General features: G+C 66.7%; 24 protein-coding genes, 1 tRNA gene and 1 pseudogene. 6 read left to right on the forward strand and 20 right to left on the reverse strand.

The features are described from left to right. Nucleotides 1–37 precede the first annotated feature (37 nt). The 3 genes from HUJ41_RS10690 to HUJ41_RS10700 all read right to left on the reverse strand — a co-directional run bounded on the left by HUJ41_RS10690 (nucleotide 38) and on the right by HUJ41_RS10700 (nucleotide 4,439). Complete coding sequence (locus HUJ41_RS10690; protein ID WP_179872543.1) at nucleotides 38–1,135, reverse strand: phosphate ABC transporter substrate-binding protein PstS; 1,098 nt, start codon at nucleotides 1,133–1,135, stop codon at nucleotides 38–40. 149 nt (nucleotides 1,136–1,284) lie between these two features. Next, the gene (locus HUJ41_RS10695; protein ID WP_179872544.1) at nucleotides 1,285–2,250 is read right to left on the reverse strand and encodes an NUDIX hydrolase; all 966 of its coding nucleotides are present in this window, start codon (nucleotides 2,248–2,250) and stop codon (nucleotides 1,285–1,287) included. After that, nucleotides 2,247–4,439 carry an RNA degradosome polyphosphate kinase gene (locus HUJ41_RS10700; RefSeq protein WP_179872545.1) on the reverse strand — a complete coding sequence of 731 codons (2,193 nt, stop codon included), beginning with the start codon at nucleotides 4,437–4,439 and terminating at the stop codon, nucleotides 2,247–2,249. Before HUJ41_RS10700 ends, HUJ41_RS10695 begins: the two co-directional genes overlap by 4 nt. 116 nt (nucleotides 4,440–4,555) lie before the next feature. Here HUJ41_RS10700 and HUJ41_RS10705 point away from each other — a divergent pair, with 116 nt between their 5' ends. From HUJ41_RS10705 to HUJ41_RS10715, 3 genes are all read left to right on the forward strand, one after another. After that, nucleotides 4,556–5,467, forward strand: a complete 912-nt coding sequence (locus tag HUJ41_RS10705) for a metalloregulator ArsR/SmtB family transcription factor (RefSeq protein WP_179872546.1) — start codon at nucleotides 4,556–4,558, stop codon at nucleotides 5,465–5,467. Between the two features lie 53 nt (nucleotides 5,468–5,520). Further along, nucleotides 5,521–5,967 (forward strand): arsenate reductase ArsC, encoded by a 447-nt coding sequence (locus HUJ41_RS10710; protein WP_179872547.1) that lies wholly within the window; start codon nucleotides 5,521–5,523, stop codon nucleotides 5,965–5,967. Between the two features lie 78 nt (nucleotides 5,968–6,045). After that, entirely contained in the window at nucleotides 6,046–6,774 is a 729-nt protein-coding gene (locus tag HUJ41_RS10715; RefSeq protein ID WP_179872548.1) for a winged helix-turn-helix transcriptional regulator, read from the forward strand. Nucleotides 6,775–6,786: 12 nt separating this feature from the next. On the opposite strand, the gene HUJ41_RS10720 is transcribed toward HUJ41_RS10715, so the two are convergent. The 6 genes from HUJ41_RS10720 to HUJ41_RS10745 all read right to left on the reverse strand — a co-directional run bounded on the left by HUJ41_RS10720 (nucleotide 6,787) and on the right by HUJ41_RS10745 (nucleotide 10,848). Further along, nucleotides 6,787–7,497, reverse strand: coding sequence for an anti-sigma factor (locus tag HUJ41_RS10720; protein WP_179872549.1), 711 nt, complete (start codon nucleotides 7,495–7,497; stop codon nucleotides 6,787–6,789). Then, nucleotides 7,494–8,057: a sigma-70 family RNA polymerase sigma factor gene (locus HUJ41_RS10725; RefSeq protein ID WP_224744462.1), complete on the reverse strand. Its 564-nt coding sequence runs from the start codon at nucleotides 8,055–8,057 to the stop codon at nucleotides 7,494–7,496. The genes HUJ41_RS10720 and HUJ41_RS10725 overlap by 4 nt, the downstream gene beginning before the upstream one ends. Before the next feature lie 95 nt (nucleotides 8,058–8,152). Beyond that, complete coding sequence (locus tag HUJ41_RS10730; protein ID WP_179872551.1) at nucleotides 8,153–8,575, reverse strand: hypothetical protein; 423 nt, start codon at nucleotides 8,573–8,575, stop codon at nucleotides 8,153–8,155. A 105-nt stretch (nucleotides 8,576–8,680) separates the two neighbouring features. Next, nucleotides 8,681–9,352, reverse strand: a complete 672-nt coding sequence (locus HUJ41_RS10735; protein ID WP_179872552.1) for a hypothetical protein — start codon at nucleotides 9,350–9,352, stop codon at nucleotides 8,681–8,683. A gap of 55 nt (nucleotides 9,353–9,407) precedes the next feature. After that, nucleotides 9,408–9,890, reverse strand: coding sequence for a cupredoxin domain-containing protein (locus tag HUJ41_RS10740; protein WP_179872553.1), 483 nt, complete (start codon nucleotides 9,888–9,890; stop codon nucleotides 9,408–9,410). Nucleotides 9,891–10,194: 304 nt separating this feature from the next. Beyond that, nucleotides 10,195–10,848 carry a DNA-directed RNA polymerase subunit beta gene (locus tag HUJ41_RS10745; RefSeq protein WP_224744463.1) on the reverse strand — a complete coding sequence of 218 codons (654 nt, stop codon included), beginning with the start codon at nucleotides 10,846–10,848 and terminating at the stop codon, nucleotides 10,195–10,197. Between the two features lie 58 nt (nucleotides 10,849–10,906). Between HUJ41_RS10745 and HUJ41_RS10750 the strand changes: the two genes are divergently transcribed. Together HUJ41_RS10750 and HUJ41_RS10755 are read left to right on the forward strand one after the other, a co-directional pair. After that, nucleotides 10,907–10,979 (forward strand) — tRNA-Lys (locus HUJ41_RS10750). Between the two features lie 145 nt (nucleotides 10,980–11,124). Then, nucleotides 11,125–11,286: a hypothetical protein gene (locus HUJ41_RS10755; RefSeq protein WP_179872554.1), complete on the forward strand. Its 162-nt coding sequence runs from the start codon at nucleotides 11,125–11,127 to the stop codon at nucleotides 11,284–11,286. Between the two features lie 54 nt (nucleotides 11,287–11,340). On the opposite strand, the pseudogene HUJ41_RS12910 reads toward HUJ41_RS10755, so the two are convergent. From HUJ41_RS12910 to HUJ41_RS10805, 10 genes and pseudogenes are all read right to left on the reverse strand, one after another. Beyond that, a pseudogene (locus HUJ41_RS12910) lies at nucleotides 11,341–11,640 on the reverse strand (SOS response-associated peptidase family protein); the annotation flags it as partial. Nucleotides 11,641–11,727: 87 nt separating this feature from the next. Then, nucleotides 11,728–12,744 carry a formylglycine-generating enzyme family protein gene (locus HUJ41_RS10765; RefSeq protein ID WP_179872556.1) on the reverse strand — a complete coding sequence of 339 codons (1,017 nt, stop codon included), beginning with the start codon at nucleotides 12,742–12,744 and terminating at the stop codon, nucleotides 11,728–11,730. Nucleotides 12,745–12,763: 19 nt separating this feature from the next. Next, a complete protein-coding gene (locus tag HUJ41_RS10770; RefSeq protein WP_179872557.1) occupies nucleotides 12,764–14,095 on the reverse strand; it encodes a chromate transporter in 1,332 nt (443 codons plus the stop codon). Nucleotides 14,096–14,182: 87 nt separating this feature from the next. Next, nucleotides 14,183–15,961, reverse strand: a complete 1,779-nt coding sequence (locus HUJ41_RS10775) for a sulfatase (protein ID WP_179872558.1) — start codon at nucleotides 15,959–15,961, stop codon at nucleotides 14,183–14,185. Nucleotides 15,962–15,987: 26 nt separating this feature from the next. Next, the gene (locus HUJ41_RS10780; protein ID WP_179872559.1) at nucleotides 15,988–17,265 is read right to left on the reverse strand and encodes a sulfatase family protein; all 1,278 of its coding nucleotides are present in this window, start codon (nucleotides 17,263–17,265) and stop codon (nucleotides 15,988–15,990) included. Continuing rightward, nucleotides 17,262–18,035, reverse strand: a complete 774-nt coding sequence (locus HUJ41_RS10785) for a carbohydrate ABC transporter permease (RefSeq protein ID WP_224744464.1) — start codon at nucleotides 18,033–18,035, stop codon at nucleotides 17,262–17,264. The genes HUJ41_RS10780 and HUJ41_RS10785 overlap by 4 nt, the downstream gene beginning before the upstream one ends. Nucleotides 18,036–18,108: 73 nt before the next feature. Further along, nucleotides 18,109–18,918: a carbohydrate ABC transporter permease gene (locus tag HUJ41_RS10790; RefSeq protein WP_179872561.1), complete on the reverse strand. Its 810-nt coding sequence runs from the start codon at nucleotides 18,916–18,918 to the stop codon at nucleotides 18,109–18,111. A gap of 116 nt (nucleotides 18,919–19,034) precedes the next feature. Continuing rightward, nucleotides 19,035–20,318, reverse strand: a complete 1,284-nt coding sequence (locus HUJ41_RS10795; RefSeq protein WP_179872562.1) for an ABC transporter substrate-binding protein — start codon at nucleotides 20,316–20,318, stop codon at nucleotides 19,035–19,037. Nucleotides 20,319–20,422: 104 nt separating this feature from the next. Further along, complete coding sequence (locus HUJ41_RS10800) at nucleotides 20,423–21,934, reverse strand: sulfatase family protein (RefSeq protein ID WP_179872563.1); 1,512 nt, start codon at nucleotides 21,932–21,934, stop codon at nucleotides 20,423–20,425. Beyond that, nucleotides 21,931–23,283, reverse strand: a complete 1,353-nt coding sequence (locus HUJ41_RS10805) for a sulfatase-like hydrolase/transferase (protein WP_179872564.1) — start codon at nucleotides 23,281–23,283, stop codon at nucleotides 21,931–21,933. Before HUJ41_RS10805 ends, HUJ41_RS10800 begins: the two co-directional genes overlap by 4 nt. Before the next feature lie 93 nt (nucleotides 23,284–23,376). On the opposite strand from HUJ41_RS10805, the gene HUJ41_RS10810 reads away from it, so the two are divergent. Then, nucleotides 23,377–24,285, forward strand: coding sequence for a LysR family transcriptional regulator (locus tag HUJ41_RS10810; protein WP_179872565.1), 909 nt, complete (start codon nucleotides 23,377–23,379; stop codon nucleotides 24,283–24,285). 102 nt (nucleotides 24,286–24,387) lie between these two features. On the opposite strand, the gene HUJ41_RS10815 is transcribed toward HUJ41_RS10810, so the two are convergent. Then, nucleotides 24,388–25,326 carry an aldose 1-epimerase family protein gene (locus HUJ41_RS10815; RefSeq protein WP_179872566.1) on the reverse strand — a complete coding sequence of 313 codons (939 nt, stop codon included), beginning with the start codon at nucleotides 25,324–25,326 and terminating at the stop codon, nucleotides 24,388–24,390.

The raw sequence follows: 25,326 nt of genomic DNA on the forward strand, positions 1-25,326 counted from the left end.
CGAGGAATCGATCGTCGGGACCGCGAACTGCTCGGTGCTACTGGATGGCGTCGATGAAGCCCTGGGCCTCGGCACGCAGGTCGGCCGAGATCGGGGCCGAACCAGCCGCCTCAGCGGCGAGGGCCTGGCCCTCTTCGCTGATCACGTAGCTGAGGTACGCCTTGACCAGGTCGACCGGGGCGCCCTCGGTGTACTCGTTGCACGCGATGAGGTACGAGACGAGCACGATCGGGTAGACGCCGACCTCTTCCGAAGCACGGTCGAGGTTGATCGCGAGGTCACCCGGGCCGCGGCCCTCAACGCGAGGGGACGCGTCGACGATGGCTGCAGCAGCCTCCGGAGAGAAGGGCACGAAGTCGCCACCCACGGCGACCGCGACGGTGCCGAGGTCACCGGCGCGCGACGCGTCGGCGTAGCCGATGGTGCCGGTGCCGTTCGTGACAGCGTCGACGACGCCGGAGGTCTGCGGTGCAGCCTCTCCGCCGTACTCGGTCGGCCACGTCTCGATCTGGCCCACGGTCCAGACATCGGGGGCGTTAACCGCGAGGTAGTCGGTGAAGTTCGCCGTCGTGCCCGAGTCGTCAGCGCGGTGCACGGCCGTGATCGGCAGGTCGGGAAGCTCGACGCCCTCGTTCGTGGCGGCGATCGCCGGGTCGCTCCAGTTCGTGATCTCGCCCGCGAAGATGCCGGCGATGGTCGCCGCATCCATGTTGAGCGAGTCGATGCCCTCGAGGTTGAAGATGACGGCGATCGGGGAGATGTAGGCAGGGATCTCGATGATGCCCGTGCCGGGGACGCACGAGGCGAAGTTGTCCGCCGCGATCTCCTCGTCGTTGAACGCACGGTCAGAACCGGCGAACTGCGAGCCGCCGCCGATGAAGGTCTCGCGGCCTCCGCCGGAGCCGATCGGGTCGTACTCGACGGTGGTCTCGGGGTTGGCCTCCTGGAAGCCGACGACCCAAGCCTCCTGGGCCGACTGCTGCGACGAAGCGCCGGCGCCCACAAGGGTGCCGGAGAGGGCCGAGGTCTCGCCCTCGGAGCCGTTGTCGGTGGTCTCGCCGCTCGCGCAAGCGCTGAGCACGAGGGCACCGGCGGCGATGATGGCAGCGAAGCTGCCCGCACGCGTGATGTTCACTGTGTTCCCTTCGGGGATTGGTGACAGGGTGGTGGGCCGAGCGGATCACCCGGCACGTCACAGACGCTAAGGAGCCTTGTTGACGAGAGTCGGCGCTCTCGGTGAACGGGAGGTGAACGAGGGCGGAACTCGCCGCCGGTGGAAGGGGTTCAGCCCGCGGCCGGAGAATGAGTCTCGACCGCGACGAGGCGGGGCGTCTCCGTCTCGGCGGAGAAGTGCAGAACGGAGTACTCGCCGGTGGAGAGCGCGGCACTCTGGCGCAGTGCCCCGTCGATCGTGGCGCCCCCTGTCGCCGCAGCGGCGGCGATGATCTGCGGGATGACCGGGCCGTGGCTGCACAGCACGCTCGACTCCCGGCGCGCGAGGCGCTTGCCGACGACCTTCGCCACTTTCTCGCCGTCACCGGCGTACGCGTCTTGGCTGAGCGACTTCGACGTCTTGACGGGTAGCTCGAGCAGGGTCGCCGTCGGATCGATCGTCGACAGGCAGCGCGCGGCGGTGCTCGAGACAAGGGTCGTCGGACCGAAAGCGGCGACGCCTCCCGCGACGGAGGACGATTGCTCGAGCCCGCGGTGCAGCAGCGGTCGCGTCGCGTCCGGGCCGTCCCACTGGTCGTGGGGCATCGCCTTGCCGTGACGCAGCACGATGAGCGCGAACGTGCGGGCGAGCCCCGCCTCGAAGAGAGCGGCGAACCGGTCGACGACCTCGGCGTCGTGCTCGTAGCTGAGGCGCTTGGCGGCCTTCGAGGCGACGACCCACTCGAGAGCGCGAATCTCTCCGTTGGCCTCGTAGCTGTGCCGCTCGGCGGCGCCGGGGTCGACCTCGGCGGCCCAGTAGTGCACGACCTTGTCCTTGCCGTTGGGCAGCGTGTACTCGACGGTGCCGAGCGGGGCGCCGAGCACCACGTCGAACCCCGTCTCCTCGGCGATCTCGCGCACGGCGGTGTGCGGCAGGGTCTCGCCGGGGTCGACCTTGCCCTTCGGCAGCGAGACATCCTTGTGCTGAGTGCGGTGCACGAGCAGGATGCGCGCTTTGCCGTCCACGAGCTTCCAGACGACGGCGCCCGCGGCGAGCACGGTCGCAGAGGCGGTCGCGGTGCTGCTCGCGGGGGTCATCGCTTCTTCGGGCTGCGGCGTCGGTCGGCGATCGACTTCATGAGGCCATTCTGCACGTCATCGAGATCGCCCGAGGCGCCATCGAGGTGGTGTCGCTGCCACGTGCCGTCCGAGTGCAGGTGCCACGAGGCAGCCTCGTCGTGCAGATGGCGCTCGAAGAGCTCGTCGACCTGGGCGATGTGCGCCGGGTCGCTGAGCCGGATGAGTGCCTCGATGCGACGATCCAGATTGCGGTGCATCATGTCGGCGCTGCCGATGTACACCTGCGGGTCGCCGTCGTTGTGGAAGGCGAAGATGCGCGAGTGCTCGAGGTAGCGCCCGAGCACGCTGCGCACGCGAATGGTCTCGCTGAGCCCCTCGCGCCCGGGTACGAGGGCGCAGATGCCGCGCACCACGAGATCGATGGGCACACCCGCCATGCTGGCCTGGTAGAGCGCGTCGATGATGGCCTCGTCGACGATCGAGTTGAGCTTCAGGCGGATGCCGGAGGGCTTGCCGTCGCGTGCAAACTTCGTCTCGGTGGCGATGAGCTTGAGCAGGCCCTTGCGCAGATACCGGGGAGCAACGAGGAGCCTCTTGTACTTCTTCTCGATCGCGTAGCCCGAGAGCTCGTTGAACAGTCGCGTGAGGTCGCGGCCGACCTGCTCGTCGGCCGTGAACAGGCCGAGGTCTTCGTAGATGCGACTCGTCTTGGGGTTGTAGTTGCCCGTGCCCACGTGGCTGTACGAGCGCAGCGAGCCGTCGGGCTCCTGGCGCACGACGAGCGCGAGCTTGCAGTGGGTCTTGAGCCCCACGAGGCCGTAGACCACGTGCACGCCGGCCTTCTCGAGCTTGCGCGCCCAGTCGATGTTGTTCTGCTCGTCGAAGCGGGCCTTGATCTCGACGAGCGCGAGCACGGCCTTGCCCGCCTCGGCGGCGTCGATGAGTGCTTCGACGATGGGGCTGTCGCCGCTCGTGCGATACAGCGTCTGCTTGATCGCGAGCACGTTCGGGTCTTTCGCCGCCTGCTCGAGGAAGGCCTGCACGCTCGTCGCGAAGGACTCGTAAGGGTGGTGCACGAGGATGTCGCCCTCACGAATGGACGCGAAGACGTCGGGCGCCGTGTTGGGCTCGCCCGGCTGCAGCTGCACGGGCGTGACCGGCACGTGCTTCGGGTACTTGAGAGAGGGGCGGTCGATCTTCGCGAGCTCGAAGAGCCCGCCGAGGTCGAGCGGCGCCGGCAGGCGGTAGACCTCCTGCTCGGTGATGCCCAGCTCGCGCACGAGCAGCCCGAGCGTCACCGGGTCCATGTCGTCAGTGATCTCGAGACGGATGGGAGGCCCGAAGCGGCGCCGCAGCAGCTCGCGCTCGAGGGCCTGGATAAGGTTCTCGGTCTCGTCCTCCTCGATCTCGACATCCTCGTTGCGCGTCACGCGGAACTCGTGGTGCTCGAGGATCTCCATGCCCGGGAAGAGCTCGTGCAGATGGTTCGAGATGAGGTCTTCGAGGGTGAGGAAGCGCAGATTGCCCGAGGAGCTGTCGGCCAGCTGCACGAAGCGCGGCAGCACCGTGGGCACCTTGAGGCGGGCGAACTCGATCTTCGCCGTCTTCGGGTTGCGCACCCGCACCGACAGGTTGAGCGAGAGGCCCGAGATGTAGGGGAAGGGGTGAGCAGGGTCGACGGCCAGCGGCATGAGCACGGGGAAGATCTGCTCGGTGAAGATCTCGTCGACGCGCGCGCGATCGGCGTCGTCGAGATCTGCCCACGTCTCCACGTGGATGCTCGCCTCGTCGAGGGCCGGCTTGACGAGGTCGTGGAAGGCGCGCGCGTGCCGATGCTGCAGCTCGAGCGCGAAGCTGTTGATGCTCGCGAGCACGTCTGCGGGCACGCGCCCCGTGTTGGTCGGCACGGCGAGGCCGGTCACGATGCGCCGCTTGAGACCGGCGACGCGCACCATGAAGAACTCGTCGAGATTCGAGGCGAAGATCGCGAGGAAGTTCACGCGCTCGAGCAGGGGAACCGTCGGGTCCTCCGCGAGCTCGAGCACGCGCTGATTGAAGTGCAGCCAGCTCAGCTCGCGGTCGAGATAGCGGTCGGTGGGCAGCGTGCCGTCATCGACGCTCGTGGTCTCGTCGTAGTCGTCGGAGAAGTCTCCGCCCACACCACCGTCGACCTGATAGTCGCTCGTGCTCGTGCCCTCGTCGTGCATCACGACAGTCTGACACCACCGGGTGTCTCGCGAGCGACACAGACGTTAATGCTTGTCGCCAGCCTGAGGGGTTGCGCCGGCGAAGCAGTCGGGGCGGACGACATAGACTCTAATCTATGGATGCTCGTGCTCCACTCGCCCCGGGAATCGCCGCGCTGGGCGACCCGACGCGGGGAGACATCGTGCGATACCTGCTCGACTCGCCTGGCGGCAGCGCGACAGTGGGCCGGCTCACTGAGCACCTGGCCCTGCGTCAACCGACCGTCTCGCACCACCTCAAAGTGCTCCTGGGCGCGGGCGTCGTCGCACGCGAGCCCCGTGGTCGCGAGGTCTGGTACTCCGTGCCCGCCGACGTGGCGTCTCGCCTCGATGAGTGGCGTCCACAGGCTGCGCGGGAGTCCATCGATACGACGCTTCTCGATCGCATGGTCGCTGACCTCGAGACCCGGTTTGCGGGCACGGTCTCGGCGGAAACGGTGCGGCACGTGATCACCGAGAGTGAGCGTCTGCTCGCCGCGCGCTCAGGCGGCCATGCCTACCCATCGGCAGTCGCGCAGTTCAGCGCTGAGCGTCTCGCCGCACTGGAAGCGTCGCATGAGAGCGAACGAGAGCGAATCGATGCGTCTCCTGTCGAATTGCTCTTCGTGTGTGTTCAGAACGCGGGGCGATCGCAACTCGCCGCGGCTATCGCGCGCCATCTCGGTGGTGATCGAGTGCGAGTTCGCACGGCCGGTTCCGCCCCCGCCGGCGCCGTCCGCCCCTCCGTCATCGCAGCCTTGGAGGAGTTGGGGGTGCCCTTGGGCGCCGAGTTCCCGAAGCCCCTCACCGACGATGTCGTGCGCGCCGCAGATGTCGTCGTGACCATGGGCTGCGGCGATGCATGCCCGGTGTTCCCGGGTCGGCGCTACCTGGATTGGCCCGTCGACGATCCTGCAGATCGACCGATGGACGCCGTTCGCGCCATCCGAGACGACATCGACGCGCGCGTTCGGGGACTCTTGACCGAGCTCGACGTGCTCACTGCCTGACGCTCGCTCGTCGGGACTTCCCCGTCGTATAGATTTTTGTCTATACTTCAATCATGAGATTCTCGCTATCCAAGAAGAAGAAGGAGGCCGACACGGCCGGCCTTCCCACCGTGCTCTTCGTGTGCGTGCACAACGCCGGGCGCTCCCAGATGGCCGCCGGCTACCTGCAGCACCTCGCGGGCGACCGCGTCACCGTACTCTCTGCAGGGTCGGAACCGAAGAACAAGGTCAACCCCATCGCCGTGGAGGCCATGGCCGAGGAGGGGATCGACATTGCGAACAACGTGCCGAAGATCCTCACCACGCAGTCAGTGGTCGACTCGGACGTGGTCGTGACGATGGGGTGCGGCGACGCGTGCCCGATCTACCCCGGCAAGCGCTACGAGGACTGGGTTCTCGAGGATCCGGCCGGCCAGGACATCGAGACCGTGCGAGGCATCCGCGACGACATCAAGCGGCGGGTGGAAGCACTTCTGACAGAAATCGCCCCCGCGCACTGAGCCGTTCATGTGCCGTTTCCCTGCGGCGTATGTCATGCAGTCAGAGCCGCTGCGCCCGCGCGGCCCCGAGGGATGGCCATGACGAGCTCGACGCACGAGGAGACCGCAGCGCAGCATCCGGCGGTCTTCCGTCGCGTGGTCGTGTGCGGCGCTCTCGCCGACGTCTGCGCGAGCCCCGACCGCGACCTCGTGCGCAACGGCATCGACCTCGTCTCTCGCGCCAGTTGCGCGGAGATGCTCGTGGCCCTGCACGAGGATGCCCCCGACGCGGTGCTCGTGCCCGCGGAAGCCTCTTCCGGCGCTCTCGCCGAGGTCATCGATGTCGTGCACCGCTGGGCGAGCATCCCGGTACTGGTCGGGATCCATGCGGGAGACGAGGGGCGAGGCGACGCCGAGCGCGCGCTCGATGCGGGCGCGAACTCCCTCGTGACGCTGCCCGTCACCGCCGAGGAGCTGCGCCGCGCCCTCGTCGGCCTCGGCTTCGCCGCGCACGCGAGTGCCCAGGCCGTGCGGGTGGGCCGGCTACGGGTCGACGCCGTCGCGCATCGAGCCCTGCTCGACGAGCTCGAGATCGGCCTCACGCACCGCGAGTTCTCGATACTGCACTTCCTCGCCACCCGTTCGCCGCGGCTCGTGCCGGCCGGCGACATCGCTCGGCAGTTCTCCTCCACCGCCGACCCCGACGCCGCGGCACGCGCCGTTCGCGTGACGATCGGCAGCATTCGCGCGAAGCTCGCGCGCACCGCCGCCGACGGCGACGCCGTCATCCAGACGGTGCGCGGCGTCGGCTACCGCGTGAGCGCCTGAGCGCCCGCGAACCTACGCGGTCGCGATCGCGACGATGGGCGTCGTCGTCGGCGCGGGGCTACCCGAGCTCGGCTCGACCGACACCCCGACGACCGTGCCGGCCTCGAAGGTGCCCTCGAGCACCTGCACGACCGCGCCGTCCTCGCCGACCGAGAACAGGCCAGCGGGGGTCGGCTCGCCGTCGGTGATGTACCAGAGGGCGTAGGCCTGCTCGTCGGTGAGCTGAGGCAGCCCCTCGAACACCATCGCGGAGAGGCCGAGACTCTCGGAGGAGACCAGCGTGGCACTCGCCCCGCCCTCGACGGGGGACGCGACAGTCTGCACGTCGGGCGCGGCGACGAGAGCGACAAGCTGTTTGGCGTCACCGGCCGCAGGGTTCACGAGGTCGGCGGCGAGCACTCCCCCGAAGAAGAGGGCGACCGCCGCGGCGGCGGCCAGCACGACCGAGCCAGGGCGGTGGAACCACCGCGTCTGCGCGCGACGCTCGGCGAGGCTCGCAACCGCAGGCGTGGCGGCAGACTCGCCACCGGGCACGACTGTGGGCCGAGGGGACGCCTGCGGCGCCGTGACCTCGGGAGACGCCTGCGGCGTTTCGGCGATGCGGGCCATCACGGCATCCTTCATGGTCGCCGACGGGGTCACCGGCGGCACAGCGAGACCGAGGGCGGCTCGCGTGTCGGCGAACTCTTCATCGGTCATCACGTCATCGGCATCACGGTTCATGACGCCACCCCCAATTCTTCGCGCAGACGGATCATGCCGTCGCGCAATCGAGTCTTGACGGTGCCGATCGGCACACTGAGCATGATCGAGACCTCGCTGTGGGTGTACCCGCCGTAGTAGGCGAGCTCCACAGCCTGTCTCTGCAGCTCGGTGAGCTTCGTCAGCGCCTTCTCCACTCGCTCGTGTTCGATGCGGATCTCCACGTTCTCCGAGACGGAGTCGTACTCCCGTCCCAGGTCACGAATGCCGATCTTGGTGTCCCGGTCTCGCGAGGACTGCGCGCTGCGCACGCGGTCGATCGCCCGCCGGTGGGCCATGGTCAGCATCCAGGTCACCGCTTTCCCCTTATTCGGATCGAAGCGCGGTGCGGTTTGCCAGATCTCCAGAAGCACCTCCTGCACCACCTCCTCCGACTGGGCGTGATCCTTGAGCACGTGCCGCACGAGGCCGAGCATGCGCGGCGTGATGAGGTCGTAGAGCTCGCTGAACGCGCGCTGGTCGCCCTGGGCGACGCGCTGCAAGAGGTCGTTCGCCGCGTCGAGCGCGCTGGGCGCACTCACGGAGACTTCGGTTTCGGGGGACACTCCCCCAGCATTTCACCCCGCGCACTGAATGTCCCGTCAGGACACTCGGCGAGGGCGCGTGCGGCCCGCGGCTAGGGAGTGCGCGGCACGGCAGCGCGACGGCGACGCTCGACGACGATGAGCGCCGCAGCGGCGAGTGCCGCGAGCCCCTGCGCGAGAGCCGCGATCACCTTGTCGGAGTACCACACAGGCTCGAAGATCACGGGCAGACCGAGGGCGGTGAGGTCGAGGGGCACGAGGGTGCTGAGCACGAGCATCCCGAGCCCGCCGACCGCGATGATGACGGCGATGGCGGCCGTCCAGGGGCGGCGCGCGATCACGAGGGCGACGGTGACGAGGATGCCCGCCGCGGCCTGAATGCGGAACAGGTCGCCCTGGCTCAGCAGAGGGCCCGCGACCGCGTCGAAGGTCGCCGCGAGCTGCAGGTGGATGACGGCGTTGACGATGAGACCGGCGCCCGTGAGGGCGTAGAGGGCGATGCGCAGAACTCGCATGGCTCTGCTCCTTTCGGTGGGGGGTGCGTCGACGGAGACGAAACGAGAAAGGCCGGGGGCGAGAGGCGCAGTGCCCCTCACCCCCGGCCCGGAGGAACCCGGTTGCTACTCGATGCCGGCGTTCGCCGCGATGCCACCGGCGAGAGCCGTGGCGGTCATCGGCATGTGGCCCGCGGCCTCCTTGAGGAGGCTGAAGTACTCGGGGTCACCGGCGATGTTGGCGTCGATCGCCGCGAGCAGCGAGACGGCGTGCATCTCGAGCTCGCCCTGAACGGCCTCGGCGGGCAGCTCGGGGACGACCGAGTTGATCAGCTGGCCGAAGGACACGGCGTAGCCGTTGAGGTCTTCGACAGCCTGCGCCGACATCTCAGCATCGCCCGTCGCCTCGCCCAGCGTGTAGTTCACGAAGAACGGGATGTGCGAGCGCCATGAGTCGAGGAACGGCTGCTCGGCGTCGGGGTAGACCGAGCCGACGAGCGCGGCGATCTCGACCGAGTTCTCGTCGACGGTCGCGACAGCGGCCTGCACGTCGGCAGTCTCGAGGTCGCCTCCATCGGCGAGCGCCTGATCGATCGCGGCACCGGCGAGGTACACGTGGTCGGCGAGCAGCGCCGTCAGCTGAGCGCGCAGAGCGGCGCCATCGCTGTTGACGGTGTCGACGGCGGCGGGCTCTTCGGCCGTGGGCTCGTCCATCGGCTCCTCGGCCGTGGCAGAGCATCCGGTGAGGACGAGGGCGGCGGCGAGGCCGAGCCCGGCGAATGCGGTGGTCTTGCGCATGATGTGTCTCCTTCAGTGAGTTGATCGTGCAGGTGTGATGCGGTGCAGGGGTCGGCTATTCCTCGACGATGACCATGGCGTTCATGGTCAGGTGCGGCTGGCAGAAGTACGGATACTCGCCGGCCTCGTCGAAGGTGAACGAGAAGGTGTCCCCCTCCTGTCCCATCGGCGCTAGTGCGTGATCGAACAGGCCGTCAGCCGTCTGGGATCCCCGCAACCCGGTGCTCTCGTTCACGTCACCCCAGGCACCCGAAGTGACGGTGTGCCCGATGGTTTCGCCGTTGCGCCAGGTCACCGTCGTGCCCACGGGCACCGTGATCGTCTCCGGCATGAAGGCCAGGCCGATCGTGATGACCTCGTCGGGGCCCTGCTCCATCGGCTCCTCCATCGGTGCGGACGCGCTCGGCTCGCTGGGCTCGTCGCCGGCGGGGGGCATGGAGCCCGCGCATCCGGTCAGAGCGATCAGCAGGGTCGGGAGCGCCAGCGCCGCGGCGAAGCCGGTGAGGCGAGAGCGGGATTCCAGTGCTGTGGTTGACATGCCTGGTGTTCGGCACCCGGGGCCGCGGGGTTTGCCGGGGCGGGAAGTGCTCAGGTCACTGTCAGGTTCGGCGCGTGACCTCGCAGCGTGACGGCCCCGCGCGGGCCGAGCGCGGGCTGCGTGCGGGCAGACAAAAACCGGGCCGCAGAACGCCTCTCGGCGCGTGGCCGCTCGAAGCGGCGAATAGTGGAGCCCGGGGTTACTGCGGCCCGGCTTGTCCAGTGTAACGAGGGGTCTGCGCGGCGCATTCCGCTCGTACTCAGGTGCCGCCGGTCGTCAGTCGCCCGTCGCCCGTCGCCCGTCGCTAGTCGAGGGCGCCGCGGCGCTCGAGGCGCGCGCAGGCCGTGAAATCCTCCGCGCTCGTCGCGAGACGGGATGCTCGGCTCGTGAGCTCTGCCGCCCGAGCGTCATCCACCGCGGCGTCGGCGTCGTCCGCGAGGTCGGCCGCGCCCGCCGACGCGGTGCGGCAGAACGACGCCGCCCGCTCGAGGGCGATCGCGAAGTCGCCCACGTACGCGCCGCGCAGCACCTGGTCGGCGAGCACGCGGATCTCCTCGGGCCCCGTGGGCGACTCGGCGCCCGCGACGACGACGTCGGCCGTGGCGAGCACCTCGCTCCCGCGCTGGAACAGCAGCGAGGTGCCCTGAGGGTCTTGGCAGATGAGCGCGCGCAGGAGCGACAGCCGCCACAGCGCCCCCGGCAGGGATCGGGCGCTCGCGCGCGCCCACAGCTCGGCGAGCGTGTCGAGCCCGTGCTCGTCGGTGTACGCGACCATGCGCTCCACGAGGTCGGGGTCGTCGCTCTCGCGCACGCGGTGCACGAGAGCGCGCGCGCTGTCGTGGGCGATGCGCAGCTCGACCGCCGGGTCGAGGCCGCCCTCGATGCCCTCGAACGCGGTCGCCGGAACCCGCACCGGCCGGTGCGGCCGGGCAGGCCTGTTGCTCGCGTTCTCGCTCATGGCGGCCACGCTACCCGGCCCCGCTGGGCCGTGTTGCGCGATAGATTGGAGGGGTAGCGGGCCTCTAGCTCAGTTGGCAGAGCAGCGGACTTTTAATCCGCGGGTCGTGGGTTCGAGCCCCACGGGGCCCACCTGACAGGTCCTTCGTTCGCAACCGCATAACCTGCGCTCGCGCCTGCGGGGCCCACCCTGCGACTCGATTTCCGCCTTCCTCCATACCCACTCAGACATCGCGCCTACCGTGAGCGATCCATCGATCGCACGGAAGGAACGACCATGGCACGAGCGGACGATCACGGCGAGCTCGACGACTTCACGGGCGACAACAACCCGTCGCAAGCCGAGGGCGACGACCCGGCAGAGAACGACGATCACACCGTCATCCCGGCGGAGGGAAAGCCGTCGCCTGCCGAGGGTGGCGAGGACGACGCGCGATAGGCGGCCTATGTGTGCTGAGGCTGCTAGATGCTGACAAACCGAAACTCCGAGATCTCACGATTGCTCGCTGGCATCAGAATCTTCGGATCCTCGAGAGCCTCTTCGATGAGCGCGACCGCCTCGGCTTGGCGTCCGTGCTTGGCGAATACCTCGATCCTCAGATGCGGGGTCGGTGCCTTGAGCTGGCGCAGCTGGCGGTGGTCGAGCTTTGCCCTGCTGCAGCCATTCGTCGTCTACCTCCGGCGTGAGGAGCGCCGGCATCCGATCATGTTGCACCTCCCCGGACGCGGCTCGCGCCTCGCGGGTAATAATCGCCGTCGACACCTCCCACACCTCACCCACCTTGCGGGCGGTCGCGACGCCGGCAGCCGATTCTGAACGTGGTTACTGATGGGAGCATCTGCGGCTAAGCCAGCCGGCCTGCTAGGAAATTCGGAACCGTTAAATTGTGCCGTCGATTTCGACGGTACGGAACCCGGCGTTACCCATAGAGGAGTCTGGAGTGTTCGAGGATCGTGCGGCGCATCGGTATCTATTGCAGTAGGAGTCGTGGCAGAGGTAGGAGCCTCCGCGGAGGACCTTGTACATGCCCTCCGGGGGGCCTTTTGGGCCTGATACTGGAGACGTGAGGTAGTACGAAGGGTCTGACCAGTCGGCGCACCACTCCCAAATGTTGCCGACGGTCTGCCACAGGCCATAACCGTTGGGCTCAAACGTACGGACAGGCGCCGTCGTCAGGAAGCCGTCCTCGACTGTGTTAATGCGAGGGAAGTCACCCTGCCAGATGTTCGCTCGCCAAGCTCCATCATCGAGAAGGTCGTCGCCCCACGGGTACCGAGCACCGTCAAGGCCTCCCCGTGAGGCGTATTCCCACTCAGCCTCGGTCGGCAGGCGGCGGCCAGACCAGTCGCAATATGCCACTGCGTCGTTCCAACTAACGTGAACGACCGGATGATCTTCAAGCCCGTCGATACCGGATAGCGATCCGCCCGGGTGCCGCCAGTCAGCCCCCCTCACGCCTAACCACCAGGGTGTCCCCGCCGCGGGCGCGATCACGTCTGCTGGATTGGCGCTCAGCGCCAGGTGGAATACGGCGGAGTATCCGAACGTCTCCGCCTCAGTCGCGTACCCGGTCGCGTCGACGAATTTCGCAAAGTCGGCGTTCGTGACGCTGGTTGCGTCGATGCGGAACGCCGTCAGCGACACCTCATGCACCGGACGCTCCCCATCTTGAGGATTTCCGTCGCCATACGAATCGCCCATGCGGAAGTTGCCGGGGGGCACCTCGCGCTGCTCGATACTGTGCTCGCCGACGCCTACGCCGATGCCGGCGCCGCTGCCCAGGCTCGGCAACGAATGGGAGGGGCTCTCGCGGTCTGGCGAAGGGGCGCAACACGACGCTTCTGAGCTCGCCGGGTCCGGCGGAACATGTCGGGTCAGACCGTTCGATGGCTTCATGGGTTCCATGGTATTTCTCTCACAGGGTGATGAGCAGCGCGAAGGATGCACCGCCGCAGAGGAGGACGAGCACGATGTCCGGCACCTTCGCCGTCCGATGAACCAGCGCGACGCCGCCAGCGAGGGCGATGGAGCCCAGCACCGCGATCCAGCCGGATAGACCTGCCTGTTCGCTGATCCGCGCGTTCGAGTGCAGCATCGACACCGACGTGGATGCGAGCAGGCCGCAGATCACCGGCAGGATGAAGCCAGCGACGTTCTGCACGAAGAGTGAGTGCTGCGCCTTATCGTATGCGGCAAGCACGCCGAGAGCGACGACGCAGCACGCCCCGATGCTGACCAGAAAGGCGAGAGTCGCGAAGATGATTCCTAACACGAATCCGCCACCCCCGAATCCAATGGAGTAGGCGATGCCCGTCGCGATCTTCACCAGGATCGGTCCGGGCAGCGCATTGGCAATCGGCACGATCTGACCATAGAAGCTCGCGGAATCGACCATCCCCGACGCGACGAAAAAACCGTCCGCCACGCCGACGTAGGCCTCCCCGCCCCCGAACGAGGAGAGGGAGGAGAGCGACACGAGTCCGAGGAGGGCGCCGCCGCCGACCGGATCGATGAGCAGAGCCGTCCCGATGCCGCCTAGCGTGACCACAGCGAACGTGATGATCGCGACCAGCACGGGGCGCAGCAGACCCTGAGCGCGCCGTCGCGCCGTGCCAAACTGCGGGCGGTACCGGAACCATTGGTAGACCGAGAAGGCACCGATGCTGCCGATGGCGACCAGGACGACGCCCAACGCGGAGAGTTCTGGCAGAACCCAGCTGTTTTCGAGACCGGCCACATGGGCAATAAGCGCGCGAGACTTCTCAGCGCCTGTGAGCAGGAACGTTGTACCAGCGATGAGCATGTAGACCCGGCGCCGGCGTCCCCCATCGACAATCACCGTCGCGACATAATGCGCCAGTAGGAACAGGATGAAGGCGGTAATGCCGAGTGAGACGTACTCCAGGTTGCGGATTGCGACGGGGCCGAGCGCTGAGAAGAGTGCGAGCAGTCCCACTGTCGCAATGGTGCCTGGTAGCGCCACGAAGAGCGCCGAGAAGGCAGACAGCGCAGCGCCGCCGAGTTGGATGCCCGAGAGCGCCGCGAGCTTCACCGGCAGGGCACCCGGCGTAACATTTGCGATAACGACATCCTGCACGAAAGCCTTCTCGGTGAGGCCACCGTCAGGGGAGACCAGTTCTCGCTCCATGATCGGAATTAACGCGCTGCCGCCACCGAAACCGATGCAGCCCACCTTGAGCATCGACGGCAACTGGCGATGTCGGCGTCCGCGGCCGTTCAGATCCACCGGCCCATCGTGTACCGGCATCCACACTCTCCTGGTTCGAACGGGCGCGGTCCCGGGTCTGCGCCTACTCCTGGCTGAATTTCGGCCTCAACTCGGCTCGTCATCAACAGGACGAAGTCGAGCCAGCTCCTTGGTGACGTCATCCATCGTGGACCAAGGTGAGGGTCCGAACAGTACGTAGGCCGCGCGGTATAGGGTCGTTCCGCCCGAGACTTGGCCAAAGGCTGCGATCTCCACGCGCCGCGCGGAGCGTCGGAGGACCGCTGCGGCGCAAGGATCCGCGAGCAGTTCGCTGAGTGTCGACTGCACGCCGAACTCGGCGACAGGGAAGCGGTCGGGCGGGGGCGGGAGCACCCGAGTAGCCTGAGCGAATTCGCGCTGCTGTTCCACGAGCAGATGCTTCCTTGCAACCGCTCCCTCTCTCGGCAGACCGAGGCGCTCGTACTGTCCGGCGGGTGCGTCGGTGGCGATCATCAGGTCGCGCAGGGCTGTCGCCATCCGCAATTCGAGTTCGTCATCGACGGTGGGCTCCAACTGATCGGGGTCTGCGGTGAGGTCGAACAACATCGTCCCGGCCTGATACGGATTGCCAAATACTGATCCATCCATCCGCAGCACTCGCGAGCCCCGCGTGAAGCTGAAGCCTTCAACAAGCTCTGCCGTGGCGAGTTCCTCGGCGGTGAAGAAGCCCCGCATGTGCGTGGGCATTAGAGTGTGCTCGTGCAATGGTCGGTTGGCCGGTGTGGCACTGGCGCGGAGATAAACGCTAGCACCGTCGGTGATTCCGACGTGCCCGCCGAACGCACCAAACAGCGCGTACTCGCGCACCGGCGACTTGTCTCTGATGGTTTGCCGAAGGCTGGTCCCCTGCATCTGCGGCGTTGTGGCGATGCCGAAGAAGTCGAGCAGCGTCGGACCGAGGTCGATGGTCTGCACGAGCGTCGAGGATGCACTCCCAGCGGCTTGTGGCTGCTCAGGGTCCCAGATGAACAGCGGTGTGTGCACTGTGGGCTCGTACCAGGGCGGAACCGACTTGCCCCACCATCCCTGTTCCCCGAGTAAGAGCCCGTGGTCGGTGCACACGATCAGCATCGTGGTTGACCAGAGGTCGTGCTCGTCCATGAGGTCGAGCACTCGGCCAAGCGACTGGTCGCACTGGTCGACCAGCGCGCGGTAATGCCCGCGAACACTGTCGGCGATCTTCTCCGGCTCGAGAACTGGCTGATAATCGGGCCAGTCGTTGTCTGGGACATCGTCGACACCATGCTTCTGACGGAATTGCTCGGCGCTGTCGAACGGTTCGTGCGGATCGAATGTTTCGATCTGCACCATCCACGGTCCGGTGTGTGCGTTGCGCTCGATGAAGTCGATTCCCGCGTCGAATGTCAGCGTCTGGGGGTAGTCCTCAAGCCGCTGCACGAACTGGCGGTTGATGCGATCCTGGCGCCAGGTGCTGTTGCGCTGGATGCGCAGGCTGTCGCCGACGTCGGGATCGTCGACCTGGCCCTTCCACGGGTCACCCTGCTGTCCGCGGATCAACGACGACGAGCCGTAACGGGTGTGATAGGTCGCGCCCCCGTCCTCCCAGTAGTGCATGTGGTCGGTCGCCAGGTGCGTGGCGACTCCTGCGGCGCCAAGCATCGCGGGCACGGAGTCATCGAAAGGCTCCAGAGGCCCCCAGCTGCGATGGAGAAAATTGTAGCGGCCAGTGTGTAATTCACGGCGTGCGGGCATGCACGGCAGGCTGCCGGCGTAGCTGCGGTCGAACCGAACCGCACGATCGGCGAGCCGCGCGAAGTTCGGAGCCTCGAGGTCGTCGAGCTGGCCGTAGCGTGGCAGATACAGCCGATTGAGGCTGTCAAACATCACCAAAATTGCACGTCGCGAGCTGCTCACTGCCGTCGACCCCGAACCGGTGCAGGCGGAGGGGCGACCGCACCCGCGAGCACCGGATCCTGTGTCGAGCGCAAGTGACGATCGAGCTCACGCGAGAGGCCCTCGCGCAGCGCCGATAGCGAGGGATCATCGACCCTGTTGTTCAGCTCGGAGGGGTCGTCGGTGAGCAGGTAGAGCTCCTCAGGCGGGCGTGGGCGCAAATGTGCGTCATCCATGCCAACTCTGGTCTGGCTGAGTTCCAAGTCGGTGGGCAGCGGCAAGGCGGGCGCATCTACAAAGTTGCGGATGTACTTCGCCGTCGACGTCCGCACGGCCCGGATTGGGTCGTACCTGTCGTGATAGGTCTTTTCCAGGAACAGCCGCCGATCCCCCGGGTCGACAACGCCGGACTTATCGAGCAGGACCAACCCGCTAAGTCCGTCAGGGGCCTTCGCCCCGGCGAAATCTGCGAGGGTCGGCAGCAGATCTAGGTGGCTAACCATGCCGTCGCTGCGGCCAGCGACGACGCCCCACGTTCCGGGCGCTCGCATCATGAGCGCGACCTTCACGCCCGAGTCATACAGAGTGCTTTTTGCGCGTGGGAAGGCAACACCATGGTCGGTGGTGAACACGATGACCGCGTCGCGCCCCCGTGGGTGCGCGTCGATCGCGGCGACGATCCGTCCGAAGGCCTCGTCCATTCGGCGGATCGCGCCGTAGAACTGGCTGATGTCCCGGCGAGTGTGCTCGTTGTCGGGCAAGTAGTCAGGCACCCTCACGCTCGCGGGGTCGACCGGCTCATAGTCCTCCTCGGGCCACGGACGATGAACCTCCCACATACCGATGGAGAGAAGGAACGGCGCGCCGTCGGGATTTTCAGCCAGCCACCGCTCGGTCAGGGTCGCGACTTCGAGAGCCCTGGGGATGAACCCAAGCCCGTGCACCTCGTCAAACCCCAGCACCCTCGCGTCCAGATCCTCGTGCTGCAGCCCGATGAGCGCACTGTGATAGCCCGCGGAGCGAACCACCTCCGGCAGCGTCGGAACGTCGGGCCTGTACGTCCAGCCCGTGTGGGTGAGGCCCATGAGCCCATTCTCGTGGGGCAGTCGACCGGTGAAGATCGACGACCTTGCTGGCGTGCACAGCGGGGCCGTGGCGAAGGCACGGTCAAAGACCACTGAGGTGGCTGCGAAAGCGTCGAGGTTCGGGCTCGGTATCTGGGGGTAGCCGTAGGTGGTCAGCCAGTCACCCAGGTCGTGGCAGTGGATGAGATAGAGGTCCGGCTTGTCCGTCATCCCTTAACCGCCCCTCCGACGAGTCCGGAGACGATCTGGCGGTTCGCGGCGATGGCCAGGATGATGATCGGGATCGCCGTCACGACCCCAATAGCGGCCATGCCGCCGAACCTGATCTCCTGGGGTTGGATCAGGGCGGCGATGCCGACGGTAATCGGTGCCGTGCGTCCACCCGAGGTGAAGACGAGGCCGAAGAGGAACTCGTTCCAGACCTGGATGGCCGTGAAGATGCCCACCGCCGAGATGCCGGGCATCGCGAGCGGCAGCATGATCCGGCGGAAGACGCCGAACTCGCTGGTGCCGTCGACGGATGCCGACTCCTTGAGCTCGACCGGCAACGCGTCGAACGAGAACTTCGTCATGATCAGAGCAAAGGGCAGGTTGAACACGGTGTTCACCAGAATGAGCCCACCGAGGGTGTTGACCAGCCCGATGTTGGTGAGCGTGGCGTACAGGCCGGGCACGAGGGTCATGGGCGGAATGACCTGCAGCAGCGCCGCGCCGCTGAGTACACCGAGCACGACCCGTCGCGACCACTGAAGCTGGCTGAGGCTGTAGCTGGCAAACGTGGCGATCACGAGAGTGAGACCCGTGGCAGCGACCACGATGATCAGGCTGTTGAGAACCTGCGAACCGAAGACGGTGTTCGGATTGAAGACCTCGGCGAAGTTGTGAAGCGAAAACTCAAACCGCCACCCGGGGGCGATGATCGCCCGCGGCTGCTGGAAGGCGATGAGCACCATCCAGAGGAGCGGAACAACGATAGTCACGATCGCGCCGACTACAATCAGTCCGGGAAGTACCGCGGTGGGGTGACGGCGACGCCTTCTGTGCGAAGTCAGGCTAGTCATTGGAGAACCTCCTCCGCACGGAGCGGTAGACGAGTGCGAGCACGAGGACAAACGCGACCAGGAGGACCACGGTCACGCTCAGGGCGCTGCCGTACCCGTAGTCGAAGGAGTCGAAGAAGACGGCCCTCAGGTAGATCGTGATAACGGTGGTCGCCGTTCCCGGTCCGCCGAAAGTAAGTAGGTACATCTCGTCGAAGGCCTTCACGCCCATGATCAATCGAATCGCGGCGGCGCCGACCAGTGCGGGGGCGATCAACGGGAGAATGATGTCCCGCACCTGCCGAAGGTAGGTGGCCCCGTCGACCCGGGCCGCTTCCAAGACGGACTGGTCGAGGCCGCGCACAGCGGTGTAGACGAAGAGGAAGACGATCGGCGTCCAGTGCCAGACGTCGAGCACGATTATGCTCGCCATTGCACCGAAGCTCTCGCCCAGCCACGCCTGGGGTTCGATCCCGAACGTGATGAGGATGCGGTTGAGCAGGCCGATCTGCGGGCTCAGGATGAGCAACCACACGACGCTCACAACCACTGGCGCGACGATCGCTGGCCAGATCAGGACATTCTGCACGGTCTGCTGGGAGCGGACCAGGCGATCCGTTGCCAGCGCGAGCACCGTGCCGAGCACCATCGTAAGTGCGACGGTCCAGAAGATGAATACCGAGGAGTTCCGCAGCGAAATCGCGAACGTCTCGTCTCCGAACATCCGGATGAAGTTTTCGAAGCCGACCGGTCGCCACTGGAAGTCGCCCGCCACCAACCTGACGTCACCGAAGCTCATCCAGACCAACTGACCCACCGGCACCGCGACGAGCGCAAGCGTGATGACGATGAGCGGCGCGATGGAAAGGTACTTGAAGAGAGGTGCCGGCCGACGGCGGCCGGTACGAGACCGGCCGCCGCGATCGGTTCTCACCGAAGTCACTGGGAGAAACCCGCTTCCTCAACCACCCGGTCGAGTCCGGACTGTATTGCGGTGATGGTCGCCTCAAGGTCGACGTCGCCGGAGAGGTACAGACCGAGTGCCGGGTCAGTCACCTCCAGCATCGCGGGAGTGAACGGATAGCGCAGTCCGCCTCGGATGGCGTCCGCGGACTCGATCAGCACCTGAAGTTCGGGCCGGTCGCTCGAAACATCGGTGCGAGTAGTCACGCCGCCAGCATCTGCCCACGCCTGCATGGTCTCCTGTGAGGTGAGCCACTGAAGGAAGTCCATCGCGGCAGCTGCGCGGTCGGCCGGAAGCCCGACCGGTACGCCCATCGTCCACACACCACTCACCGGCGTGCCACCGGGGAGAGCGGCGTATCCCACCTTGCCGGCAATGAGAGAGGCCGCCGGGTCCTCGAGGGGAACGGAGCTCGCGGTCACCAGCGTGGCCTGAAGGGTGTCGCCGCCCTGCATGAGGGAGATGGCCTCGGCTTGCGCGATGGTCTGCGGTGCCGCAGGGCCGACGTCGGCGAGCGCCTTGAACATCTCGAGCGCCTCACGGAACTCGTCGGTGTCGATGGTGGGGGTGTAGTCGCCGCCGCTCTCGTCGGCGAACCAGGCTCCGTCGTAGGAGTACAACACGGCGCTGAAGTCATACGAAGGGGTCTTGCCGCGGACAACATAGCCGTTGCTCGCCGCACCGGCGGAACGGGCAGCCTCGGCGTTGTCGATGACGCCCTCCCAGTCGTCGGGCACGTCGAGGCCGAGCTGGTCATAGAGGTCAGTGCGGTACATGAACTCGTGGATGTTGCCATTGATCGGCAGCGAGTAGACCTCGCCGTCGGGAGTCGTAGCGCGGGCATCCGGATCCCAACGACCGATGCCGTCGAACTGGATCAGGCCTTCGTCCCACTCGAAGTCGGGCTTGACGTCGGCGACGGGCTGGACCCAGCCGTTGTCGTAGAACTGTCCGACCCACTGCTCGTTGATCAGGAGCAGGTCAAAAGCGTTGGAGCCGCTCTGGGCTGCGTTGGCTTCCTGCGTCCGCAAGCCATCAAATGGAAAGGCGGTGAGGTTGACGGTGATTCCCGTCTCCTCCTCGTACAGGTCGACCATTGCCTGGTATCCCCCGAGCCAGGGTGCCTCCACCGCGGGAAGGTTGAGTTCGGTGACGCTCGACGCGTCGCCGTCCTCGGGCTCGCCAGCTGTACAGCCGGCCAGGCCGATTGTGAGGACTACTGCAGAGACTCCCGCAGCGAAACGCATGGACTTTCTCATTCGATTCTCCTTCGGACCGAATCGCCGGTCGAGACCGGTCTGGCTGTGTGAGGTGAGCGGTGCCGCTTCCTTCAGTCGATCTAAGCCTGCAGACGTCCAGCGCTCTATGGTTCAGAACTGATAGTGCAATCAGAATTGCTAATCAAGTCCGTCTCCGAAGTGCGCGGAGAAAGATCCGAACCCACGATCGCGGCAAGCAGGGCACGAATTTCCGCAACTATGCCGGGCTCGGTGCTCCAACGATTGAGTGACTCACCCGGATCCTCGTCGAGGTTGTACAACTGGCCCGACCCTTCTTCCGCACCCCCGTCGTAGGTCGTCAGGCCGCCACCTGACCCTTTCGCGAAGATCGCTTTCCACGGTCCGTGCAGCGCGCAGAGCGCACCACCCATGCTAGAAAGCACCCGGATGCCCGGCTCGCGCCCAGGCCTGCCCACCCCGAGCAGCACCTCCGAGCGGTCGGTGCTGTCGGGCGCGGCGTGCGGGGGAACCTGCACCCCGACCAGAGTCGCGAGAGTGCGGAACAGGTCGATCAAGTCGAGCGACTCGTCCAGCTCGCCACGGGGAGGGATCCGCTGCGGCCATCGCACGATCAGCGGCTCACGGTGTCCGCCCTCCCAGACATCGCCCTTCTGCCCACGCCAGGGCCCGTTGGGGCGATGATCAGGACTGAGTTCGTCCGCGAAAATCGTCGGCGAGCCGTTGTCGCTGGTAATTACGACGATCGTGTCCTCCAGTTGGCCAGTCTCTTCGAGCGCGCCGACGAGCTGGCCGACCATCCAGTCAACGAAAACCACCGAATCGCCGCGGCTTCCGCCGCCGCTGGCACCCCGCACAAACTTGGGCGAGACCTGCGGACGGTGCGGAGCGGAGGGGGCGAAGTAGAGCAGGAAAGGTCGGTCGTGCTCCCGCTCTGTGATGAACGAGGTCGCGCGGTCGACGAAGGTGAGGTCGACCTCGTGCTCGTCCCAGCCGGGCGACTCGCGCCCGGGGCGCTGGCCGGGCAGGAATCGGGTCTTCCACTCGCGCGGCGTCCCCACGGTACGTTCGCCTTCGAGGAAGGTGTAGGGGGGCATGTTGAGCGACCCAGCTATCCCGAAGAAGCGGTCGAATCCGAGCTCGAGCGGCCCACCCTCGAAGGGGCTGGTGTAATCGATGTCCTCGCCGGCATCCAGGTCGCGTGAATCGTGCCGGGCGAGGGGGTCCCCGAGTTGGTACTCGAGCGGGTCGCCGGGCCGCTGGGCGCTCCAGACCGTCCCGTCGGTGTGCCTCCAGCCGAGTCCCAGGTGCCACTTGCCAATCGCGGCCGTCTCGTACCCGGCATCCTTGAAGACCGAAGCGAGCGTCGGACGATCAGGCTCGATGATCCCCGGTGCGTGACCCATCAGCACACCCTGCTTCAGTGGACTGCGCCACGGGTACCGCCCCGTCAATAGCGAGTACCGGCTGGGGGTGCAGACGGAGGATGCCGCGTGGGCATCCATGATTCGTACGCCCTCCCCCGCGAGATCGTCGATGTGCGGCGTCGGGATGACCGTGGCACCGTAACAACCGAGGTCACCCCAGCCGAGATCGTCCGCCAGCACGACGACGACGTTCGGTCGCCCGGTGCTCATGTCGACACCAGCCGGGCCCGGTCCAACTCGACGTCCTCGTACCATGCGTGCAGTGCGGTCGCGAGGCGGGCTCGCACGTCCGGGTGCACTGCGGCGAGGTCGTGCGCCTCTTCAGGATCGGCGGCGAGGTCGAAGAGCATGGGCTCGGTTCCGACGGCGGGCCAGCCCGGTGACTCTTCGTCGATCGGTTGGGCGTAGTTTTCGGGATGCCGCTTGATGTCGTGGTCGATCCACTCGTCCCGGTCGGTGAGACCGAGCGTGCCCGCCGCAGCGGGATGCACGAGCTTCCACCGCCCATCGCGAATCGCCGCATTCGAGGTGGGCATCGGGTGGTACCGACTCCACTGCCAGCAGCGCGGCACATCGTCGACCGTGCCGCCGGTGAAGCTGCCGCTGATATCGCGGCCATCGAGCACCTTGCTCCCCACTGGCGTGACGCCGGCATGTGTCAGCAGGGACGGGTACCAGTCGGTCAGATGGATGAACGTGTCGTCCTCCCCGGCCGCGACAACCCCAGGCTGGCTGAGGACGAGTGGAAGCCGGATGCCGCCCTCGAACACGTGCTGTTTCGCGCCGCGCAGGCCGACATTCCAACGGTCGGCGGACTCCTCGCCGTCCCCGCCCAATTCCGGACCGTTGTCGCTGGTGACCACGATGAGCGTATCGTCGTCGAGCCCGGCGTCGGAGATCGCCTGCCTGATCCGGCCGATCGCCCGATCCATCACTGCGATCATCGCGTAGATGACCGCCACCCGCTCGGTTCTTCCTGTCCGACGATGTTGGCCAATCAGTTCTTCTGGGGCCTGGTAGGGAAAGTGCGGAGCGTTGAAGCTGACATGAAGAAAGAATCGCTCGTGCTTGTGACGACGGATGAAGCCCACTGCCTCATCACCGAGCACGTCGGTCAGGTATCGCCCATCCGCCTGCACGGGGGTGCGGTTACGCTCGAGCGTCCAGTCCCAGTAGTCCTGCCAGCCGCCGCGGAACCCGATGAATTCGTCGAACCCACGCTTGAGGGGATGGTACGGCTCACCGATCGCCCCGCAGTGCCACTTGCCGACCAGGCCGGTCACCGCTCCGGCCCGGGAGAAGGCGTCGGCGATCGTGAATTCGTCGAGGGCCAGTCGATCCGTACCGCGCGCCTCGAGCGTGTCGATCACTCCGGTGCGCTGCGGGTACCGCCCGGTCAGCAGCGCCGCTCTGGCCGGGGCACATACGGGCGACGCCGAGGTGTGCTGCGAGTAGAGCCGCGAGATGCCACTCAGGTCGTCCAACTGTGGAGTACTGGATTGTCCGCCGTTGAAGACGCCGAAATCACCGAAGCCCATGTCGTCGGCGAGGATGAACACGACGTTTCGACAGTGAGATGACACGCGTCAATCGAACGCCAGGCCCGCTTCAACTGCAACGGCAGCGCTCCGATGCTTTGATAAGGTTCGCTAATGGACCTCAAGCATCTTCGTTCGTTTGTAGTCCTTGCGGAAGAACTGCACTTCGGGCGCGCCGCCCACCGCCTCGGCCTGACGCAGTCTGCCCTGAGTCAGCAGCTGCAGAAGCTCGAGGCCGTCCTGGAGGTGCAGTTGCTCGTCCGCACCAGCCGCGAGGTCGCGCTGACCGAGGCGGGCATGGAGTTCCTCGAACCGGCGCTCGGAGCGCTGGCGGCCGCCAATCGCGCCTACGACTCAGTCGCCGACATCAAGGCGGGCAGGGCGGGTCGACTGCGGCTGGGTTCCCTCAGTGCCGGTATGAACGGGATACTTGCGCCGATCCTGGAGCGGTACCGCGTCAGGATGCCCACAAGCATCATCGAGGTGCACGGCAGCGACAGCAGGTCGCAGGAGCGATCGCTGGTCGCCTGGGAGCTCGACGCCGTCGTCGTCCGAGGGCTCCTGGACCACAGCGTCATCGCGACCATCCCACTCACCGAGGAGAAGCTCGTGGCCTTCCTGCCGGAGGGGCACCCGCTTGCCGACCGGCCGGGTGTCTGGCTCGAGGAATTGAAGGACGAGCATTTCGTGTTCTGGCAGCGCCAGCGGATGACTTCGTTCCACGACTCGGTGCTCAAGGTGTGCCGCGCCCACGGATTCGAACCGAACATTCAGGCGTATGGCGACACGCTCGAGGCGCACCTGACCCTCGTCGCCGCGGGCGGGGTGATCTCGCTGCAATCCGACATGAACACCTCGATCGACCGTCGGGGCGTGCGGATGGTCCCGGTTTTGGATGAAGACGTGCGCTTTAATCTGTGGCTCGCCTACCTGGCGACCAAGCAGACGCCCGCGCTTAACGCGTTCCTCGCGTGCGTCCAGGAGGTCTTGCACCATGCGCCGGTCCCGCCGGTGACAGCCTGAGAACCAGATTCATTACACCCAGCTCCAGCTACAACTCACCGAAACCAGATAAATCACTCTCTACCAAACTCGACACGTGACAGCGGGTTGGTCGCTAGCTCATCACGCAGAGCGCGCGATACCCCATGCGCCGCTCCAGGACTCGCCCGGTGCCAGCCACCGGAGGCCCTGCCCGGAGACGAGGGCATCGGCGGGAGCCGTCATAGGCTCCACGGCGATCGCCGTCACGGGGCCGGCGTTCGTGGGGTAGGTCCGGGTTATGAAAACCTGCAACCACTCCCACTCGCCCTCCTGCCACAGCACGGTCGCTGCGCCGTCGGTGGCGCTCAGGCGCGTGCGCGTGACACCGTCCGTGTCAGGCTCCACGCGCCAGGCGTCGTCGAGCTCGAGGTCGGCCACGAGCCGGCCCGTCGAGAGGTCGAAGGGGCCGCCCGCGGCAGGTTCGAGGCCGGTCGGGTTGAGCCGAGCATCCACGGCCACGTGCTCGACCGTGCGCGCCGTGATCGTCAGCTCGTCGACGGGGTGGGCACCCACGCGGAGGAAGGGGTGGGTGCCGACGGCGTAGGGCGCAGCCTCGGCCCCGACGTTCGTGACGCCGTGCTCGACGCGGATGCCGTCATCCGTCAGCCGGTAGGTGACCGTCGTCTCGAGGTGGAAGGGGTAGCCGTGCTGCGGCAAGACGCTCGCGGCGAGCGTCACGGCCTCAGCGCTGCGCTCCACCACGCGGTAGGGCGTATTGCGCAGCAGCCCGTGGATGGCGTTGTTCTTGTCCGGCTCGGTGATGTCGAGCTGCAGCTGCTTGCCGTGGAGGCTCCACACTCCGTCGCGCACGCGGTTCGGCCAAGGGACGAGCACGATGCCGGTCGCGAACGGCGGCACCGTGTCTGCGCCGTAGCCCTGCACGAGGTCCTGGCCGTCGACCGTGAGGTGCCGCAGCCCCGCCGCGACCTGCACGATCGCGGCGTCGACCGGGCCGTGGGCGCCATCGAGGTGGAGGGTGAACTGCTCGCCGGTGGGAGGCGCGGGTACGTGGGTGGTCAC

This window comes from Microcella indica, from assembly GCF_013414345.1.
Taxonomy (GTDB): domain Bacteria; phylum Actinomycetota; class Actinomycetes; order Actinomycetales; family Microbacteriaceae; genus Microcella; species Microcella indica.

Coding starts and splice junctions, on each gene's coding strand:
- HUJ41_RS10695 (WP_179872544.1), bottom strand. CDS start 2,250: ATGACCCCCGCGAGCAGCACCGCGACCGCCTCTGCGACCGTGCTCGCC.
- HUJ41_RS10700 (WP_179872545.1), bottom strand. CDS start 4,439: ATGCACGACGAGGGCACGAGCACGAGCGACTATCAGGTCGACGGTGGT.
- HUJ41_RS10705 (WP_179872546.1), top strand. CDS start 4,556: ATGGATGCTCGTGCTCCACTCGCCCCGGGAATCGCCGCGCTGGGCGAC.
- HUJ41_RS10710 (WP_179872547.1), top strand. CDS start 5,521: ATGAGATTCTCGCTATCCAAGAAGAAGAAGGAGGCCGACACGGCCGGC.
- HUJ41_RS10715 (WP_179872548.1), top strand. CDS start 6,046: ATGACGAGCTCGACGCACGAGGAGACCGCAGCGCAGCATCCGGCGGTC.
- HUJ41_RS10720 (WP_179872549.1), bottom strand. CDS start 7,497: ATGAACCGTGATGCCGATGACGTGATGACCGATGAAGAGTTCGCCGAC.
- HUJ41_RS10730 (WP_179872551.1), bottom strand. CDS start 8,575: ATGCGAGTTCTGCGCATCGCCCTCTACGCCCTCACGGGCGCCGGTCTC.
- HUJ41_RS10735 (WP_179872552.1), bottom strand. CDS start 9,352: ATGCGCAAGACCACCGCATTCGCCGGGCTCGGCCTCGCCGCCGCCCTC.
- HUJ41_RS10740 (WP_179872553.1), bottom strand. CDS start 9,890: ATGTCAACCACAGCACTGGAATCCCGCTCTCGCCTCACCGGCTTCGCC.
- HUJ41_RS10745 (WP_224744463.1), bottom strand. CDS start 10,848: ATGAGCGAGAACGCGAGCAACAGGCCTGCCCGGCCGCACCGGCCGGTG.
- HUJ41_RS10755 (WP_179872554.1), top strand. CDS start 11,125: ATGGCACGAGCGGACGATCACGGCGAGCTCGACGACTTCACGGGCGAC.
- HUJ41_RS10765 (WP_179872556.1), bottom strand. CDS start 12,744: ATGAAGCCATCGAACGGTCTGACCCGACATGTTCCGCCGGACCCGGCG.
- HUJ41_RS10775 (WP_179872558.1), bottom strand. CDS start 15,961: ATGTTTGACAGCCTCAATCGGCTGTATCTGCCACGCTACGGCCAGCTC.
- HUJ41_RS10780 (WP_179872559.1), bottom strand. CDS start 17,265: ATGACGGACAAGCCGGACCTCTATCTCATCCACTGCCACGACCTGGGT.
- HUJ41_RS10795 (WP_179872562.1), bottom strand. CDS start 20,318: ATGAGAAAGTCCATGCGTTTCGCTGCGGGAGTCTCTGCAGTAGTCCTC.
- HUJ41_RS10800 (WP_179872563.1), bottom strand. CDS start 21,934: ATGAGCACCGGGCGACCGAACGTCGTCGTCGTGCTGGCGGACGATCTC.
- HUJ41_RS10810 (WP_179872565.1), top strand. CDS start 23,377: ATGGACCTCAAGCATCTTCGTTCGTTTGTAGTCCTTGCGGAAGAACTG.